Annotated in this window: 15 protein-coding genes; 6 read left to right on the forward strand and 9 right to left on the reverse strand. The window is 66.6% G+C overall.

Annotated elements, in window-relative coordinates; genetic code table 11:
* Positions 1-18 precede the first annotated feature (18 nt).
* From ppx to lpxH, 4 genes are all read left to right on the forward strand, one after another.
* A complete protein-coding gene (ppx, locus tag ACVOLO_RS05290) occupies positions 19-1545 on the forward strand; it encodes an exopolyphosphatase (protein WP_481569232.1) in 1527 nt (508 codons plus the stop codon).
* A gap of 206 nt (positions 1546-1751) precedes the next feature.
* Positions 1752-2888, forward strand: a complete 1137-nt coding sequence (locus ACVOLO_RS05295) for a glycosyltransferase family 4 protein (protein ID WP_481569233.1) — start codon at positions 1752-1754, stop codon at positions 2886-2888.
* The gene (locus ACVOLO_RS05300; RefSeq protein WP_481569234.1) at positions 2869-3408 is read left to right on the forward strand and encodes a phosphatase PAP2 family protein; all 540 of its coding nucleotides are present in this window, start codon (positions 2869-2871) and stop codon (positions 3406-3408) included. Before ACVOLO_RS05295 ends, ACVOLO_RS05300 begins: the two co-directional genes overlap by 20 nt.
* 21 nt (positions 3409-3429) lie before the next feature.
* On the forward strand, positions 3430-4167 hold the full coding sequence (lpxH, locus tag ACVOLO_RS05305) for a UDP-2,3-diacylglucosamine diphosphatase (protein WP_481569235.1): 738 nt from the start codon (positions 3430-3432) through the stop codon (positions 4165-4167).
* Between the two features lie 172 nt (positions 4168-4339).
* On the opposite strand, the gene ACVOLO_RS05310 is transcribed toward lpxH, so the two are convergent.
* From ACVOLO_RS05310 to ACVOLO_RS05345, 8 genes are all read right to left on the reverse strand, one after another.
* Positions 4340-4786 (reverse strand): COG3650 family protein, encoded by a 447-nt coding sequence (locus ACVOLO_RS05310; protein WP_481569236.1) that lies wholly within the window; start codon positions 4784-4786, stop codon positions 4340-4342.
* A 76-nt stretch (positions 4787-4862) separates the two neighbouring features.
* Positions 4863-5174 carry a hypothetical protein gene (locus tag ACVOLO_RS05315; protein WP_481569237.1) on the reverse strand — a complete coding sequence of 104 codons (312 nt, stop codon included), beginning with the start codon at positions 5172-5174 and terminating at the stop codon, positions 4863-4865.
* A gap of 219 nt (positions 5175-5393) precedes the next feature.
* Positions 5394-6224: a ferritin-like domain-containing protein gene (locus ACVOLO_RS05320; RefSeq protein WP_481569346.1), complete on the reverse strand. Its 831-nt coding sequence runs from the start codon at positions 6222-6224 to the stop codon at positions 5394-5396.
* A gap of 111 nt (positions 6225-6335) precedes the next feature.
* Complete coding sequence (purF, locus tag ACVOLO_RS05325; protein ID WP_481569238.1) at positions 6336-7802, reverse strand: amidophosphoribosyltransferase; 1467 nt, start codon at positions 7800-7802, stop codon at positions 6336-6338.
* Between the two features lie 33 nt (positions 7803-7835).
* Positions 7836-8582 (reverse strand): CvpA family protein, encoded by a 747-nt coding sequence (locus ACVOLO_RS05330; RefSeq protein WP_481569239.1) that lies wholly within the window; start codon positions 8580-8582, stop codon positions 7836-7838.
* Positions 8583-8642: 60 nt separating this feature from the next.
* A complete protein-coding gene (locus ACVOLO_RS05335; RefSeq protein ID WP_481569240.1) occupies positions 8643-9665 on the reverse strand; it encodes an SPOR domain-containing protein in 1023 nt (340 codons plus the stop codon).
* 66 nt (positions 9666-9731) lie between these two features.
* Positions 9732-11006 (reverse strand): bifunctional tetrahydrofolate synthase/dihydrofolate synthase, encoded by a 1275-nt coding sequence (folC, locus tag ACVOLO_RS05340; RefSeq protein WP_481569241.1) that lies wholly within the window; start codon positions 11004-11006, stop codon positions 9732-9734.
* 377 nt (positions 11007-11383) lie between these two features.
* Positions 11384-12028: a histidine phosphatase family protein gene (locus ACVOLO_RS05345; protein WP_481569242.1), complete on the reverse strand. Its 645-nt coding sequence runs from the start codon at positions 12026-12028 to the stop codon at positions 11384-11386.
* 284 nt (positions 12029-12312) lie between these two features.
* Between ACVOLO_RS05345 and ACVOLO_RS05350 the strand changes: the two genes are divergently transcribed.
* The gene (locus ACVOLO_RS05350) at positions 12313-13185 is read left to right on the forward strand and encodes a type II toxin-antitoxin system RelE/ParE family toxin (RefSeq protein WP_481569243.1); all 873 of its coding nucleotides are present in this window, start codon (positions 12313-12315) and stop codon (positions 13183-13185) included.
* Positions 13186-13401: 216 nt separating this feature from the next.
* Here the strand turns inward: ACVOLO_RS05350 and ACVOLO_RS05355 are convergent, their stop codons facing one another.
* Entirely contained in the window at positions 13402-15567 is a 2166-nt protein-coding gene (locus ACVOLO_RS05355; RefSeq protein ID WP_481569244.1) for a S46 family peptidase, read from the reverse strand.
* Between the two features lie 136 nt (positions 15568-15703).
* On the opposite strand from ACVOLO_RS05355, the gene tdh reads away from it, so the two are divergent.
* Positions 15704-16738: an L-threonine 3-dehydrogenase gene (gene tdh, locus ACVOLO_RS05360; protein ID WP_481569245.1), complete on the forward strand. Its 1035-nt coding sequence runs from the start codon at positions 15704-15706 to the stop codon at positions 16736-16738.
* Positions 16739-16981: the final 243 nt, after the last annotated feature.

Consider the following 16981-nt stretch of genomic DNA (forward strand, 5'->3'; position numbering starts at 1 on the left):
TGGCATTACCATTCACCCATGCCACAGTCCTCCATGACTCCCCCGCCCTTGCAGGACGGCGACCTGCTGGCCGCCATCGACCTGGGTTCCAACAGTTTCCACATGGTCATCGCGCGCTACCTGCTTGGGCAGCTGCGGGTGGTGGATCGCCTGCGCGAAACCGTGCGCATGGCCGACGGCCTGGATGGCAAGGGCGGCCTGTCGCCCGAAGCCCGCCAGCGCGCGCTCGAATGCCTGGCCCGTTTCGGCCAGCGCATCCGCAATATTCCGCCCTACCGCGTGCGTGCCCTGGCCACCAACACCGTGCGCCAGCTGCGCTCGCCGCTGTCGTTCCTGATGCCGGCGGAAACCGCGCTGGGCCACGCCATTGAAGTGGTCAGCGGCCGCGAGGAAGCACGCCTGATCTACCTCGGCGTTGCCCATGCCCAGCCGCCCAAGGCCGGCCAGCACCGCCTGGTGATCGACATCGGCGGCGGCTCCACCGAATTCATCATCGGCGAAGGCATGCAGACACTGGAGCGCGAAAGCCTGCAGGCAGGCTGCATCGCCAGCACGCGGCGCTTCTTTCCCGGCGGCAAGCTCAGCAAGAAGCGCTGGAAAGACGCGCTGACCGAAATCGGCGCCGAGTTCCAGCCCTTCGCCAACAAGTACAAGGCACTGGGCTGGCAGGAAGCACTGGGCTCGTCCGGCACGCACAAGGCCATCAGCGAAATCTGCGCGGCGATGAAACTGAGCAAGGGCGCGATCACCGCCGAAGCCCTGCCGCAGCTGCGCGAAGAACTGCTGCGCGCCAAGCAGATCGACGACATCAACCTGCCCACGCTGTCCAGCGAACGCCGGCCGATCATCGCCGGCGGCGTGCTGGTGCTGGAAGCCGCGTTCCAGGCCCTCGGCCTGCAGAAGCTGCTGGTCAGCAAGGCCGCCATGCGTGAGGGCATCCTCTACGACATCATGGGCCGCGCCAGCGACAACGACCCGCGTGACGAATCGGTGGCCGCGCTGACCAAGCGTTACGGCATCGACGAAGCCCAGGCACAGCGCGTGGAAGCCACCGCACAGCGGCTGTTCGAGCAGGTCGCGGACACCTGGAAGCTGGATTCGGACGATGCCCGCATGCTCGGCTGGGCCGCGCGCCTGCACGAACTGGGGCTGATGATCGCGCACAGTGGATATCACACGCACGGCAGTTATGTGATCGAGCATTCGGACATCGCCGGTTTCTCGCGCCAGGAGCAGCAGATGCTGGCGGCGCTGATCCGCACCCACCGCCGTGGCATTCCGAAGAGTGCCTTCGAGGCCTTGCCGGACCGCCTGCTGCTGCCGGCCAAACGCACCGCCGCGTTGCTGCGATTGGCCGTGCTGATGCACCGCGCACACGAGCCGGACCCCATCCCGACGCTGGAGTTGTCTGTTGACGGCAACACGCTGTCGCTGGTGCTGTCCAAGGACTTCATCGATGCCCGCCCCCTGCTGCGCGCCGACCTGGTCGGTGAGGCTGAAGGCATGGCCGGCCTGGGCATCAGCTTCCGTCCGTTTGTGGCCTGATTCCCTGCACTGACGGCGTGCGCGGCGGCGCATACCGCTCGGGGACCTGCACTTCACCGTCCTGCCTTGGCCGCCGGTTCAATGGAAGGGCGGACGCTGGTTCCTGCAGAAGACGGGCAATCCCGCGCCCGTCATCCAACCGGAACATTCCCGACACATTGCCGCCATGACGCACGCGCATTCTGCGGGAAAACCGGGAGGCTGCCATGCGCTACGCCCTTGTCACCGAGACCTATCCGCCGGAGGTCAATGGCGTTGCCTTGACCGTCCAGAGCCTGGAACAAGGATTGCGCCGGCGCGGTCACGACGTGGAACTGATACGGCCGCGCCAGGCGCAGGACAGCACCGCCGAGCATGAAGTACTGGTACGCGGCGCCGCCCTGCCCCGCTATCCCGGCCTGCGCTTCGGCCTGCCGGCCCCGCTGCTGCTCACCCGTCATTGGCAACAGCACCGACCCGATGCCATCTACATCGCCACCGAAGGCCCGCTGGGCTGGTCGGCGATGCGCAGCGCCCGCCGGCTCGGCATTCCGGTGGCCTCCGGGCTGCACACGCGCTTTGACGAATACCTGCCCGACTACGGCGCCGCATGGCTGCAGGCAGCTGCGTTGGGCTGGATGCGCCGCTTCCACAACCAGGCCGACGCCACCCTGGTGCCTACCGCGGAGTTGCGTGACTTCCTCCGGGAGAACGGTTTTGCCCGTGCGCGACAACTGGCGCGCGCCGTCGATGCCAGCCAGTTCGACCCGTGTCGTCGTGATCCGGCCCTGCGCGCGGAATGGGGGATCGAAGGCGCCGGGCTGGCGGTGATCCACGTTGGCCGCATTGCCCCGGAAAAGAACCTCGGCCTGGCCGTGAAGGCCTTCCGCCGCATCCAGCAGGTGCGGCCGAAGGCACGCTTTGTCTGGGTTGGCGACGGCCCGCAGCGCGAGAAGCTGGCCTACGAGAATCCGGACTTCATCTTCTGCGGTGTCCAGCGCGGTGATGCCCTGGCCCGCCACTTCGCCAGCGGCGACCTGTTCCTGTTCCCCAGCCGCAGCGAGACCTTTGGCAACGTCACCCTGGAATCGATGGCCAGCGGCTTGGCAACGGTTGCCTTCAACTACGGCGCCGCACGCGAACATCTGCACAGCGGCCACAACGGAGTTGCCGTGGAAACCGACGAGAACTTCATTGCCGCGGCCGTGCAACTGGCCAACGACGAAGAAATGCGCACCACGCTGGGTGCCAATGCCAGCCGGGCAATGCAGCGGCTGCACCCGGAACAGGTCGTTGCCGAATTTGAAGCCCTGCTCGACGAACTGGCCCGCCGGAGACACGCCCATGCCACAGCTGCCGCCTGAAGGTATCGCCGCCCGCGAAGCACACTGGTGCCGTCGCGCCAACCGCTACGGCCGCCGTCGCGGCATCCGCATCGTGTTCTCGACCCTGAGCCGGCTCGGCGACGGCGTGTTCTGGTACGTGCTGATGGGTGCACTGGTGCTGGCCGATGGCCTGGACGGCCTGCAGGCTTCGGTGCACATGGCCGCCACCGGCGTTGTCGCATTGACGATGTACAAGCTGCTCAAGCGCTGGACCCGGCGCCCCCGTCCGTTCGCCGCCGACCTGCGCATCCGTGCCTGGGTGGCGCCGCTGGACGAATACAGCTTCCCCTCCGGGCATACGCTGCACGCGGTGTCCTTCACCGTCGTGGCCCTTGCGTACTACCCGTGGCTGGCGCCGCTGCTGGTGCCGTTCACCGTGGGTGTGGCGCTGTCGCGGGTGGTGCTGGGCCTGCATTACCCCAGCGATGTGCTGGCCGCCACCGGCATTGGCCTGCTGCTCGGCACCGCCTCACTGCAGTTGTGGCCACTGCCCCTGTGATCTGGCCCTACAATGCGGGGCATGACCACGTTGTTCATCTCCGATCTGCACCTGGACCCCAGCCGTCCAGCCATCACCGAACTGTTCCTGCGCTTCCTGCGTGAGGACGCGCCCCAGGCCGAGGCGCTGTACATCCTGGGTGACCTGTTTGAAGCCTGGATCGGTGATGACACTCCTTCCAGTGCCGCCGATGCCGTTGCCACTGCCCTGCGCGAACTGCATGAGAGCGGCGTGCCGGTGTACTTCATCCGTGGCAACCGCGACTTCCTGCTGGGCAACGATTACGCCGCACGTGCCGGCATGCGCATCCTGCCCGACCCGGCGGTGATCGAGCTGTACGGCAAGCCGGTGATGCTGCAGCACGGCGACCTGTTGTGCACCGATGATGTCGCCTACCAGGCATTCCGTGCGCAGACCCGCGACCCGGCCTTCATTGCCCAGTTCCTGTCGCAGCCACTGGAAGCACGCATCGCCTTCGCGCAGAAGGCACGCGCCGCCAGCCAGGCGCACCAGTCGGAAATGAAGCAGGAAAACCGCGGCCAGTTCGAGACCGTCACCGATGTGGCACCGGCCGAGGTGACCGCCACCTTCCAGCGCTATGGCGTGGACACGATGATCCACGGCCACACCCATCGCCCGGCCATCCACACCGTACAGGCCGGTGAACGTACCTGTACCCGCATCGTGCTGGGCGACTGGTACGAACAGGGCTCGGTGCTGCGCGTGGACGCGGATGGCTTCCGTCTGGAAGCGCTGTAAGCAACGCAGCGACACATAGTGCCGAGCCGCGCTCGGCACAGGCGCATCGAGAGTGCATCCACGTCGGGGCTGACGCAGCGCTGCTCGTTTCGTTACGAAGGGCTGCCCCTTTCAAACCCTCCCCTTCGCGGTGCGAAAGGGAGGGCTGATCGTCGTTGTGCCTGTGTCGCCCTTACGGCGCTTCCACCGGCACCGCCGGGTCGCGTGCACAGCCCTTGAAGGTGTCCTTGCCGAGTACGAATTCGGCACTGAACGGATGGCTCAGGTCGGACATGCCATCGGAGCATTCGCCGCGCTTGATGGTCAGCGCGAACGCGGCATCACCCTCGCCGCCTGCCACCTTCAGCACACCGTCCTTCATGTCACGCACGCCCTCGAACAGGCGCGGCGCGTCCATGGTTTCCGGCGTGGTGTACGACAGTTTTCCGCCTTCCACACGCACGCCCCAGAACGGCTCCGTACCGGAGGCCTGCAGGGTTGCCGGGAATTCCTCCGCTGCGGCAACCGGAGCCTGCTCGGACACGACCGGCGCGGTTTCCGCTTCCGGCGCCGCCGGCGCCTGCTGCCTGCAGCCCGCCAGTGCGGCCACCAATGCCAAGCCGATGTACATCTGTTTCATGAAACGCTCCTCGTTGTTTGCCGGTGAATTGTGCCCATCTGCGCTTGTACCTGCCGTGAGAGGCGCCTGTTGCCGGTCACAGCCGCGGGTCGGCAATGTCCACGGTGATGTAGCGCTCACGCGCGCCGCGGGCGATGCGACAGGCCACGCTGACATCCTCCCCGCCCGCACGAATGAAAGCCTCCACGTACAACGTGTTGCCGCGATCGTGATACGACGCGCGCCATTGATAGGTGGGGATATCCCTGGCCACATACCGCGCTTCGACTTCCTGCCGGCACAACGGCACCAGTTCACTGGCCTGTTCGACCGTGCGTTCGTCAGCGGGGTTCTGGGCAACGGCAAGCAACGGGGACAGCGCAAACACAACGGTCAGGCAACGCAGCATGGCGGACACTCCCTGTGTGGTCGCGCCGATGGTCGGATGCCTTGCCGGGCGCGTCAATCGGACCGGGGCGCGGTCGCCGGGCGTGTTCAGCACGCAGCCGGAGTGTGGCAGCCCGGGTAAGCGCAGTGCGCGCGGGTTACGGATAGAAGGCGTGGTTTGTCCGGGAAGGTTTGCTGGGATTTCATCCCAGCCTACGGGCCGCAGGGTGCGCCGTGTTACTCAGCCGGCTTGTTCAACCAGGTTGGCCAGTTCGTCATCGTCAAAGCCGGCCAGCAGGCGCGCTTCGACGTTGAACGGGCCGCGCAGGTAGCCGTGGGCGTACTCGTGCAGCAGTTCCTTGAAGCGTGTACGCGGCTCGACACCTGCACGCGCGCAGTACCAGCGGTACCAACGTGAGCCGGCCGCGACATGCGCGACTTCTTCGCGCAGGATCACTTCCAGTACGTCGGCTGTGGTTTCATCGCCGAGTGAACGCAGCTTGGTGATCATCGCCGGAGTGACATCCAGACCGCGCGCTTCCAGCACGCGCGGCACCAGACCCATGCGCGCCAAACCATCGTGCGCGGTCTTCTCGCACATTTCCCACAGGCCGTTATGTGCGGGGAAATCGGCATAGTCGTGGCCGTGCGCCAGCAGCCGTTCGCGCAGCAGCATGAAGTGCCGCGATTCGTCATCGGCGCAACTCACCCAGTCGGCGTAGAAGCTGCCCGGCAGTCCCCGGAAGCGGTACACCGCATCCCAGGCCAGGTCGATGGCGTTCAATTCAATGTGCGCGATGGCATGGATGAAGGCCGCGCGCCCTTCCGGTGAACCGAAACCACGCCGCACCAGATCACGCGGGTGCACCAGCACCAGCTGTGCGGGGCGGCCAGGGGTGCGGATGGGCTCGGGATCGAGCGCCTGCGCCGGTACCTTCAATGTGCCGGCGCGGTAGCGTGCGGCGTAGTGCTGGGTCAGTGCGACTTTTTCAAGCGGATCGGACGCGGCCATGCAGATGCAGGCGGCGTCGAGCAGGGAGAAGTCACTTCCTTCGTGATGCCGGAACTGCATGTCGGCAGTCGTGTGTGCTTGTTGGAATGTCATGGGCACTTGCGCATCACGGTTTCGTTGCCTCCCCTCTCCCCAACCCCTCTCCCACAAGGGGAGAGGGGCATCAGGATCTCAAGCGCGGCGCAGCTTCTTGGCTTCGTCCGAGCGCAGTTGCTGGATACGCTCGAAGTAACCCGGCTCGATGCCGGTCACGTACTTGCCGTTGAAGCAGGACGAATCAAACTCCTTCAACTCCGGGTTGCCTTCGCGCACCGCCGTTTCCAGGTCTTCCAGGTCCTGATAGACCAGCCAGTCGCAGCCCAGGTGCGCTTCAATTTCCTCGACGCTGCGGTTGTGGGCGACCAGTTCTTCGGCGGCCGGCATGTCGATGCCGTAGATGTTGGGGTAACGCACCGGCGGCGCCGCGCTGGCCAGGTAGACCTTGCGCGCACCGGCGTCGCGCGCCATCTGCACGATCTGCTGGCTGGTGGTGCCACGCACGATGGAGTCGTCCACCAGCAGCACCACGCGGTTGCGGAATTCCAGGTGGATGGGGTTGAGCTTGCGGCGCACCGACTTCTGGCGCTCGCCCTGGCCCGGCATGATGAAGGTGCGGCCGACGTAGCGGTTCTTGACGAAGCCTTCGCGGTATTTCACGCCCAGCACGTTGGACATCTCCAGCGCGGCATCGCGCGAGGTGTCCGGGATCGGGATGATGGTGTCGATGTCGTGGTCCGGGCGCAGGCGCAGGATCTTCTCGCCCAGCTTCTGGCCCATGCGCATGCGCGCCTTGTGCACCGACACGTTGTCCATCATCGAATCCGGGCGCGCGAAGTACACGTATTCGAAGATGCACGGGGTCTGCTGGGTATTGGCCGCGCACACTTCGGTGAACAGCTCGCCGCGCTCGGTGATCACCACCGCTTCGCCCGGGGCGACATCGCGCACGCGCTCGAAACCGAGCACATCCAGCGCCACCGACTCCGACGCAACGATGTACTCGTCACCTTCCACATGGCTGCGCTTGCCCAGCACCAGCGGACGGATGCCGTGCGGGTCGCGGAACGCCACCAGGCCCAGGCCCAGCACCACGCTGACCACCGCATAGCCACCCTTGCAGCGGCGGTGCACGCCGGCCACGGCGCGGATCGCTGCTTCCGGGGTGAGCATGCGCTGCGCGTCCAGCTCGTAGGCAAACACGTTCAACAGCACTTCGCTGTCCGAATCGGTATTGATGTTGCGGCGATCGGCCTCGAACACCTGGCGGCGCAGCGACTCGGTGTTGATCAGGTTGCCGTTGTGCGCCAGCGCAATGCCGTAAGGCGAGTTGACGTAGAACGGCTGCGCCTCGTCGGTGCCTTCCGAACCTGCGGTCGGGTAGCGCACATGGGCAATGCCGATGCGCCCCTGCAGCAGCGCCATGCGGCGCTCATCAAACACATCACGCACCAGCCCGTTGGCCTTCTCGACACGCAGACGCGTGCCATTGGCGGTGGCGATGCCCGCGGCATCCTGGCCGCGATGCTGGAGGACGGTCAGGCCGTCATAAAGCTGCCCGGCGACGTTCTGGTTGCCGACGATTCCGACGATGCCACACATGTTGCGCGATCTCCGCTGGGCGCAGGCGCCCGGTTAACGTGAAGGTGGCCGTGCCTGGCCGCGTACCTCGACCCGGTTGGGATCGGGTTGATCCTGGCGCACCTGCGCCGGATCGATATTGGAGGGCAACGCCCTCGTCGGGTCCGCGGATGGGCCTGCATCCGGGTGCGGCTGCGGATCATTGGCTGATCCGGCATCCACGCCCGTCGGCGGCCATCCATCGCCCGCGTCTGCTTCGTTCGGTGCCGCATTATCGCCTGTGAGCACCGACTTGCCCAAGTCCATCAGCGCCATTCCCGGCAACTCGGGCAACGGCGGGGGCTGGGGCAATTTGCTCCGCAGCCAATCGACCGACGGCTGCAGCCACGGCAGCACGGCCGATTGACGCCAGGAGGGCTCCTCGGCCATCGAGGTAAAACCCATCAGCAGAACAGCCAGTACCGCCAGCAGCACGCCGCGCAGCGCGCCCAGACAAAGCCCCAGCAGGCGGTCAGGGCCTTTCAGCAGCACGGTCGAATTCACCACGCCCCGCAGCATCCAGCTGACAAGTGTCATGGCCAGAAGGGCGCCGATGAACACCAGCACGTAGCCACCGATGTACTCGCCCGGCGACGGCGCCAGGCCGGCGGCCAGCATCTGGGCCGCCTGTTCACCAAAGTTGAAGGCACTCCAGCCGGCCACCAGCCAGGACGCGACCCCCAGCACGGTGGCCAACAGGCCCCGGATCAGGCCGAACAGCGCCGAAAGGCCGATGATCGCCAGCAGCACCACATCAACCACGGCACGCCCCCATCGGACAGGCCGGCACGCCGTGGCTTACAGCAAGGGGTTCGGGCTGCATCAGGGATGCGGGCGAACCATGCCGGCGATGCCAACCTTGGCCGCGACCTGGGCCTTGAGCTGCTCGGCCTCGGCACGGTTGGCCACCGGCCCGACACGCACGCGGTTGAGCGTGCCGTTGTCTGTACGCACCTGCTCGACAAAGGCGCTGAAACCGGCCGCACGGGCGCGGTCACGCAAGGCGTTGGCATCGGCGGCCTGGCCGAATGCCCCCAGTTGCACGGCAAAGCCGACGTTGCTGGCAGCCGGAGCCGCAGGCGTGCGCACTTCCGGCTTGGCCGCAGGTGGCGGCGTGGCGGCAACCGGCTTGGGCGCCTCGGGCTTGGGCGCCTCGGGCTTGGGCGTGGGCTTGGGTGCTTCAGGCTTGGGCGTCGCGGCAACCGGCCTGGCCGGTTCCGGCGGCAATGCCTCGGTGCGCACCGGCGCGGTGCTCGGCGCGGCCGTGGCGGTGCTGGCCGCCGGGGTTGTGGCAACGGCGGCCGGCGCTTCGGCACTGGCGTCGAGCACCACCACCTGCGCGTTCACGTCGTTGCGCACCTTGCCCGCTTCCAGGCGCACCAGCTCGGCCTGCGCGCGGTCCGCGTATGGGCCAATGCGCACGCGCCAGGCCGGGCGGCCGTTGATGGTGTCGGCCTGGCGGAAGCCCGGCAGGCTGGATTTCTTCAGATGGGCGATCACCGCGTCGGCATCGGCCTCGCTGGCATAGGCGCCAAAATTGACCGCGTAGTTGCCGGCAGCCGCCGACGGCGGCAGAGCGCTGCCCGATTGCGCAGGCGCAGTGGCCGGCGCGTCCGGCTGTGCAGCCGGCATGCCAAGCGCGCCCGCAGCCGAGGCCGACGGCGCCACCAGCGGCAGTTCACGGGTTTCAAACTGGCCATCGCCAGGGGCGGCGGGCGCGGTCAACGGCACGTCCTGCGTACCGCTGTCCGGTGCCGGCCCCTTGACCAGCATGGGCAGGAAGATCACGGCCAACGCCACCAGAACGATGGCACCAATCAGTCGCTGTTTCAGAGGAGTATCCACAGATGGCGTATGAGCGGCGCGGCGGAATGCCTTGGCGATTATATGCGTGGTGTCCGGCCTGCGTTCTCAGCCAGCTGAACGAAGCACCGGCAGCGCTTCGGCCACGGTATGGAATGAGCCGAACACCAGCACCCGGTCGCCCTCGCGGGCCTGCGCCAGTGCGGCATCCAGCGCGGCAGCAACGCTGTCGGCCAATTCGGCGGTGGCAGCCGTGCTGTCCTGCAGGCGCGCACGCAGCTGCTGGGCGGTCTGGCCACGCACGCCTTCCAGCCCGGCCAGGTACCAGGCATCGACCTGGGCCTGCAGTGCCTGCACCACGCCTGCGGCGTCCTTGTCGGCCAGTGCCGCGTACACCGCCAGGGTGCGGCCGGCAGCCGGCCTTGCGCTCAACGCTGCTGCCAGGGCCGTGGCGGCCTGCGGGTTGTGGCCGACATCGACCAGCACCTCAATGCCATTGCGCTGGAAACGCTGCAGGCGCCCGGCGATCTGCGCTTCAGCCACGCCCTTTGCCCAGGCGTCGCGCGGCACCGGCTTGTCCAGCGCGCGCAGCGCGGCGATGGCAGCAGCAGCGTTGGTACGCTGGATCGGCGCCCACAGCGCCGGCTGCGGCAACTCGATACGGAAGGACACATCGCGCCAGGCCCAGTGTTCGGCGTCGATGGCCTCGGCAAAGAAATCGCTGCCACCGCGGATGGCATTGGCACCCAGCACATAGGCACGACGCAGCACGCTCGACGGCGGGTCAATCTCGCCCAGGATCACCGGCTTCCAGCCGCGGATGATGCCGGCCTTCTCCGCACCAATGGCTTCACGGTCACTGCCCAGCCAATCGGCGTGGTCAATATCCACGGTGGTGATCACCGAGACATCGGCATCAATGATGTTGACCGCATCCAGCCGCCCGCCCAGCCCGACTTCAAGCACGGCCAGATCCAGGCCGGCCTGCTGGAACACCCACAGCGCGCACAGCGTGCCGTATTCAAAATAGGTCAGCGGCGTGTCGCCACGCGCGTCCTCCACGGCGTTGAAACCGGCCACCAGCGTGGCGTCATCGGCATCGACGCCATTGATGCGTGCGCGCTCGTTGTAACGCAGCAGGTGCGGCGAGGTGTAGGCGCCCACCTTCCAACCGGAAGCACGCGCGATGGATTCGATGAAGGCAACCGTCGAGCCTTTGCCATTGGTGCCGCCGACCACGATGCTGCGCTCACCCGGCTGCCCCAGTTGCATGCGCGCGGCGACTTCACGCACGCGCTCAAGCCCCATCGCGATGGATTGCGGGTGCTGTTGATCGATATGGGCAAGCCACTGTTCAAGCGTGGCGGGACGTGCGGAAGACATGCGAGTGCTCTCTGGATCAGGATGCTGGCCAAGCCGGCCGGCAGCGCGTTGCGCGCGGGGAAGGCGCACATGATACAGCGGCGGCTTCGCCCGCCCGCCAAGCTTCCCGGCATGTCAGGGCCGGGAGCGTAGTGCCGGGCCATGCTCGGCAGGGGCTTCACCAGCAAGCCACCAGCCCGGGGTTGTAGGCGCGGTGTAAACCGCGACGCCACAGCAAAATCAGACGCGGTAAAGCCAACCCCTCCCCAGCCCTCCCCTTGCCTACGGCAAAGGAGGTGGCGTAGTGCCGAGCGTGGCTCGGCAGGGTTTTATCGGTAGCGCCTCTACCCCTCCCCAACCCTCCCCCGCGCGATGCGCAAGGGAGCGAGCCAAGCGGGTTACAGCGCGCGGTGCTTGGCTTCACCGAAGAACGGGGTGTGGTGGGCACAGTCGTTCAGGCGCACCACTTCCAGGTGCTCCACGTCCGGGCCTTCAAGCAGGTTGAGCGTGGTCGGGGCCTGGCGGAAGGTCCACAGCTTGGCAATCGGCAGGCCCAGAATCCTGCACAGGATCACGCGGTTGACCGCGTCATGCGCGACCACCAGCAGGGTGTCGTCCTCGCCCAGGCCTTCAGCGGCCTTGGTCAGGCCGCGCCAGCTGCGGTCCAGCACCTGGCGCAGCGACTCGCCGCCGGGCATCAGCACGGTATCGGGTTCCTCGCGCCAGGCGCGCAGGCGGGCCGGGTCTTTGTCGTTGATCTCGCTGGCGAGCAGGCCTTCCCACTCACCGTGGGCGATTTCCTGCAGGTCCGGCTCGGTCAGCAGCATCGCTGCACGGGCGCTGCCCAGTGCCGCCTTGGCGGTGGCCTGGGCGCGGCTCAGCGGCGAGGCGACGGCGCGGGTGATCTGCACATCGGCCAGCCGCTCGCCCAGGGCCTTGGCCTGGGCTTCGCCCACCGGCGAAAGGGGAATGTCGATCTGGCCCTGGTAGCGGCCTTCGGCGTTCCACGGCGTTTCGCCGTGACGGGCAAGCAGGATGCGCATGCAGCAAGTTCCATTGTTGTGTGGGGCCCGCCAGGTGAATGCGGCGGGAGGCGCATCATAGCCCGGCCGTGCACCAAAGCCGCCCACGGTTACCTTCGATACGGATCCGCGCCCGCCGCCACATGACGGAACAGTTTGTTGCCGCAGTTGGCCCTGCCATGGGCAACAACAGCACCGATGGCACGGTTGCAGGTCAGGAAGAGGCGTTACCATGCCCCTTCCCTATCGGTGGCACGGTGTGAGTTCCGCACGAGGGCCAGCAACCTCCACGCCCCCGACGCGGCATGAGCAGCTCCCCTACTTCTCCGAAGCAGCCAAATCCCAGGTTCTGGAACGAACCCCGCAACCGCTGGGCCGCGGCGCTGGTCAGTGCGTTGCTGCATCTGTTGATGCTGTTGCTGTTGCTGCATTCCCGGCCGCCGGTGGTTTCCACGCCGGACGGCGCGTCCGGTGGCGGCCGGGTCAAGGTGGATTTCGTCGGTGACGCCGCCGCGCCGCCGCAGCCAGTGCAGAAACCGGCACAACCCAAACCGCGCCAGACGCCCCGCACGCAGAACACGACGCAGACCCCGCGCCGCAGCGAGGCCCGCAAGCCAGTGCCGGAGGCCCGCTACATCGAGCCGCCGCCCGCCCCCGAGCAGGAACAAAGCCAGCCCGCCGAACAAGCACAGGCCGAACCCACGCCGGCGCCTGCGGCTGCGCCATCCGGCAGCGCGACGCGGCGTCCGCAGACCTGGACCGGACGCCCGCCCGGCATGCTGGAAAGGCCGGCCAATCCGGACGACAGCGGGCGCTCCACCGGACAGGGCAACCAGAGCGGCCGGATGATCGACCGCAGCGGCGGCGAGCCAGCGATGGAAGTGGGTGGCTATCAGATCATCTATGACCTGCTCAGCGAGGAGAAACTGCGCGCCTGGATGGCCGGGGCCAAGGAGGTCAACGGCAAGAAGGAGCTCTCGATTCCGCTGCCGGGCACCACCTACCTGATGGTCTGCCCGGCCGAAGTCGCCCTGCGCCGGGGTTCCAGCAAGTGCCGCATGCTGCAGGCCGGCTCACCGGAACTGCAGGACATTGGCGATGCCCGGCAGTTCGTCATCGTGATGTATGTCTATCGCTACGGCGAACTGCTCTGGCGCGGGCCGGGGCCGTACCGCTGAGTTCGCCTGCCCGGCTGCAGGAGCGGCCTTGGCCGCGAAATCCGCAGCAACGAAATGACAGGCATGCCCTCGATTTGAAGCACCACGGGCTTCGCGGCCAAGGCCGCTCCTACCGGGGGCGGTTCAACCGTGGCATCAGCGACGACACGGTTGCCCGCACACGAAAAAGCCCGGGCAGTTTCCTGCCCGGGCTTTTGTTTGAACCGCTGCTCGAAGTTACTTCGAGGCGGCGTCCATTTCCTTCAGCAGCTGCGGCGCCGGTGCCACTTCCTGCATGATCCAGCGCATGTAGCGCTCGTCCACCGAGATCATGCGGGTCATCACCGGGTCGAACACCCAGTTGCTGGCGACCGATTCCCAGATGCCGTCAAACGCCAGGCCGACCAGGCGGCCGTGTGCGTCCAGCACCGGCGAACCGGAGTTGCCGCCGGTGATGTCCAGGTCCGACAGGAAGTTCACCGGCACGCTGCCGATGCGCGAATCTTCCAGGCCGCCGTAACGCTTGGCCTTGACCGCGTCGATCAGCGCCTTCGGCGAATCGAACGGATCAGCGCCGGTTTCCTTGGCGACGATGCCTTCCAGGTCGGTGAAGGCCGGCTGCACCTTGCCGTCCAGGCCGGTGTAACCCTTCACGTTGCCGAAGGTGATGCGCAGCGACAGGTTTGCGTCCGGGTAAACGAACTCGCCCTGGGTCTTCTTGTAGTCGGCAATGGCCTGCAGGAACAGCGGGCGTGCCACCAGTTCCTCGCCCGTGCGCAGCTTGCGCTGGTGTTCCAGTTCCAGCAGCGCCGGCATCACCGCCACCGCGTACTGGATGGCCGGGTCATTGCTGGCCTCGAACGCGGCCTTGTCGGCGTTGAGCCACTTCAGGCGTTCGTCCAGGTTGCCCAGCTTGGAGCCGTCCAGACGCGCAACGGTGTCTTCGACCGCCGCAGCGTCGCTGCCGCCGATCCACTTGTCGAACGCGGACAGGTGCTGGCCGGCCGGCAACTGCACGTACTGCTGCAGCCAGTACTGCTGGAACTGGCGGTCCATCGCCGCCACGTAGCGGCGGTCCATCTGCTTCAGGCCGCCTTCGATGGCCGGCAGGTCGCGTTCCTGGTAGCCCTCTTCGCGCTGCGCGTCCGGCTTGGCCTTTTCGATGGCCAGGCGGTACAGGCGCACGGCGGTGCCCAGCGTGCCGGTGCGGTTGAGCATGGCCAGGTTCAGGTCACGGGCCTGGTTGGCACGCGACTGCTGGCCCAGCGCCTGCAGCTGTGCGAACGCGTCCAGCGCCGGCTTGCCGGCGGCGCCCTGGCCGCGCAGCCATTCCAGCACGGCGGTTTCTTCGCGCTGCTTGTGGGCAAGAACGCCATTGCGCTTGAAGCCGTCCAGCTGGCCGTCGTAGTTCTTGCTGGTGTTGTTCCAGCCGGCCATGTTGGCGGCGTACTTCACCGCGATGTCCTGGTTGTCCTTGCTGGCGGCCTCGACCAGCGCAATCTGGTCCTTGTAGGCCTTGGCGATGGACGGGTAGGTCCAGTTGGCGGTGTTCTCGAACTCGCTGACCAGCGCGTAGCGGTCAGTACGGCCCGGGTAACCGGCCACCATCACGAAATCACCCTCGCCCAGCGGCTGGTTGGCCAGCTTCAGCCAATGCTTGGGCTGGTACGGCACGTTGTCGGCAGCAAATGCGGCCGGCTTGCCGTCCTTGCCGACGTAGGCGCGGTAGAAGGAGAAATCGCCGGTGTGGCGCGGCCACATCCAGTTGTCGATGTCACCGCCGAACTTGCCGACGCTGCCCGGGGGCGCATAGGCCAGGCGCACGTCCTTGATTTCCATGTTCTTGAACAGGCGGTAGGTGTTGCCACCGGAGAAGCTGTACAGCGTGCAGCTGTAGGCGTCATCGGCTTCGCACTGGGCGATGGCCTGCTTCTCGAAGGCTTCCAGCGCCTGGGTGCGTTTGAGCGGGTCGTTGCCGGCGCCGGCGATGGCGGCCTTGGCCTGCGCGGTGACGTCGGTGATGTCGTCCAGCACGTAGATGCGGGCGTTCGGGCCGGCGCTCAGTTCGTCCTTGAAGGTCGGCGCGTTGAAGCCGTCCTTGATCAGGTTGTTCTCGGCCGTGGAGTTCAGCTGGATCGAGCCATAGGCGCAGTGGTGGTTGGTCACCACCAGGCCCTGCGGCGAGACGAAGCTGGCGGTGCAGCCACCCAGCGCGACCACTGCGCCCATCGGGTCGCCGGTGAGGTTGGCCAGCTGCTGCGGGTCAAGCTTCAGGCCGGCCTGCTTCAGCGGGCCGGCGATCTCCGGCAGCTGCTGCGGCACCCACATGCCTTCAGCGGCCTGGGCAGCCTGGGCCAGGCCCAGCCCGGCGACGATGGAAAACGCAAGCAAATTCACGCGCATGAGGCAGTTCCGAAAGGTTGGAACGGCCGATTGTAACGATTGGAACCACCCACTTCCCCTGCCATCGGTCAGTACGGGACGGTTACGCCCGCAAGCATATAATTGCGGCTCTTTTTCACACTGCGGTTTTCCTGCAATGGCACAGACGATGAAGGCGCTGGTGAAGCGCGAAGCAAGCAAGGGCATCTGGATGGAAGAGGTGCCGGTGCCCACGCCCGGCCCGAACGAAGTGCTGATCAAGCTGGAAAAGACCGCCATCTGCGGCACCGACCTGCACATCTACCTGTGGGACGAGTGTAGCCAGCGCACCATCAAGCCGGGCCTGACCATCGGCCACGAGTTCGTTGGCCGCATCGCCGAAATCGGCCCGGGCGTGACCGGCTATGAAATCGGCCAGCGCGTTTCGGCCGAAGGCCATATCGTCTGCGGCCACTGCCGCAACTGCCGTGGCGGCCGCCCGCACCTGTGCCCGAACACCGTCGGCATCGGCGTCAACGTCAATGGTGCGTTTGCCGAATACATGGTGATGCCGGCCAGCAACCTGTGGCCGATCCCGGACCAGATCCCGTCCGAGCTGGCCGCCTTCTTCGACCCCTACGGCAACGCCGCGCATTGCGCGCTGGAGTTCGACGTGATCGGCGAGGACGTGCTGATCACCGGCGCCGGCCCGATCGGCATCATCGCTGCCGGCATCTGCAAGCACATCGGCGCACGCAACGTGGTGGTCACCGACGTCAATGATTTCCGCCTGAAGCTGGCCGCCGACATGGGCGCCACGCGCGTGGTCAACGTCGCCAACCAGTCGCTGAAGGAAGTGATGGCCGAACTGCACATGGAAGGCTTCGACGTGGGCCTGGAAATGAGCGGCAACCCGCGCGCCTTCAACGACATGCTCGACTGCATGTACCACGGTGGCAAGATCGCCATGCTCGGCATCATGCCCAAGGGCGCCGGTTGCGACTGGGACAAGATCATCTTCAAGGGCCTGACCGTGCAGGGCATCTACGGCCGCAAGATGTACGAGACCTGGTACAAGATGACCCAGCTGGTGCTGTCCGGCTTCCCGCTGGGCAAGGTGATGACCCACCAGTTGCCGGTGGATCGCTTCCAGGAAGGTTTCGACCTGATGGAACAGGGCAAGGCCGGCAAGGTCGTGCTGAGCTGGAACTGATCGACTCGCCGTAGGCTGGGATGAAATCCCAGCATCGGCAAGGATCGGCAACAGGTAACGCACGGAAGGCGCCGCAAGGCGCCTTTCGTGCATCTGCAGCGCTCGTGGGAGCGGCCTCGGCCGCGAAACACGCACCCACGAAACAACCGGCCTGTTTGCGACCGGCAGCATCCTCAGCCTCGCGGCCAAGGCCGCTCCTACCGAGAACGGCCGCTCCTACAGAATCCGGACAAGAAAAAGGCG

This window comes from Stenotrophomonas sp. STEN056, assembly GCF_056759635.1.

Excerpts from the sequence above, each read along its gene's own strand:
- ACVOLO_RS05295 (WP_481569233.1), top strand. The coding sequence starts at position 1,752 with ATGCGCTACGCCCTTGTCACCGAGACCTATCCGCCGGAGGTCAATGGC.
- ACVOLO_RS05320 (WP_481569346.1), bottom strand. The coding sequence starts at position 6,224 with ATGCAGTTCCGGCATCACGAAGGAAGTGACTTCTCCCTGCTCGACGCC.
- ACVOLO_RS05355 (WP_481569244.1), bottom strand. The coding sequence starts at position 15,567 with ATGCGCGTGAATTTGCTTGCGTTTTCCATCGTCGCCGGGCTGGGCCTG.
- purF (WP_481569238.1), bottom strand. The coding sequence starts at position 7,802 with ATGTGTGGCATCGTCGGAATCGTCGGCAACCAGAACGTCGCCGGGCAG.
- ACVOLO_RS05350 (WP_481569243.1), top strand. The coding sequence starts at position 12,313 with ATGAGCAGCTCCCCTACTTCTCCGAAGCAGCCAAATCCCAGGTTCTGG.
- ACVOLO_RS05300 (WP_481569234.1), top strand. The coding sequence starts at position 2,869 with ATGCCACAGCTGCCGCCTGAAGGTATCGCCGCCCGCGAAGCACACTGG.
- ACVOLO_RS05310 (WP_481569236.1), bottom strand. The coding sequence starts at position 4,786 with ATGAAACAGATGTACATCGGCTTGGCATTGGTGGCCGCACTGGCGGGC.
- ACVOLO_RS05315 (WP_481569237.1), bottom strand. The coding sequence starts at position 5,174 with ATGCTGCGTTGCCTGACCGTTGTGTTTGCGCTGTCCCCGTTGCTTGCC.
- folC (WP_481569241.1), bottom strand. The coding sequence starts at position 11,006 with ATGTCTTCCGCACGTCCCGCCACGCTTGAACAGTGGCTTGCCCATATC.
- tdh (WP_481569245.1), top strand. The coding sequence starts at position 15,704 with ATGGCACAGACGATGAAGGCGCTGGTGAAGCGCGAAGCAAGCAAGGGC.
- ACVOLO_RS05345 (WP_481569242.1), bottom strand. The coding sequence starts at position 12,028 with ATGCGCATCCTGCTTGCCCGTCACGGCGAAACGCCGTGGAACGCCGAA.
- ppx (WP_481569232.1), top strand. The coding sequence starts at position 19 with ATGCCACAGTCCTCCATGACTCCCCCGCCCTTGCAGGACGGCGACCTG.
- lpxH (WP_481569235.1), top strand. The coding sequence starts at position 3,430 with ATGACCACGTTGTTCATCTCCGATCTGCACCTGGACCCCAGCCGTCCA.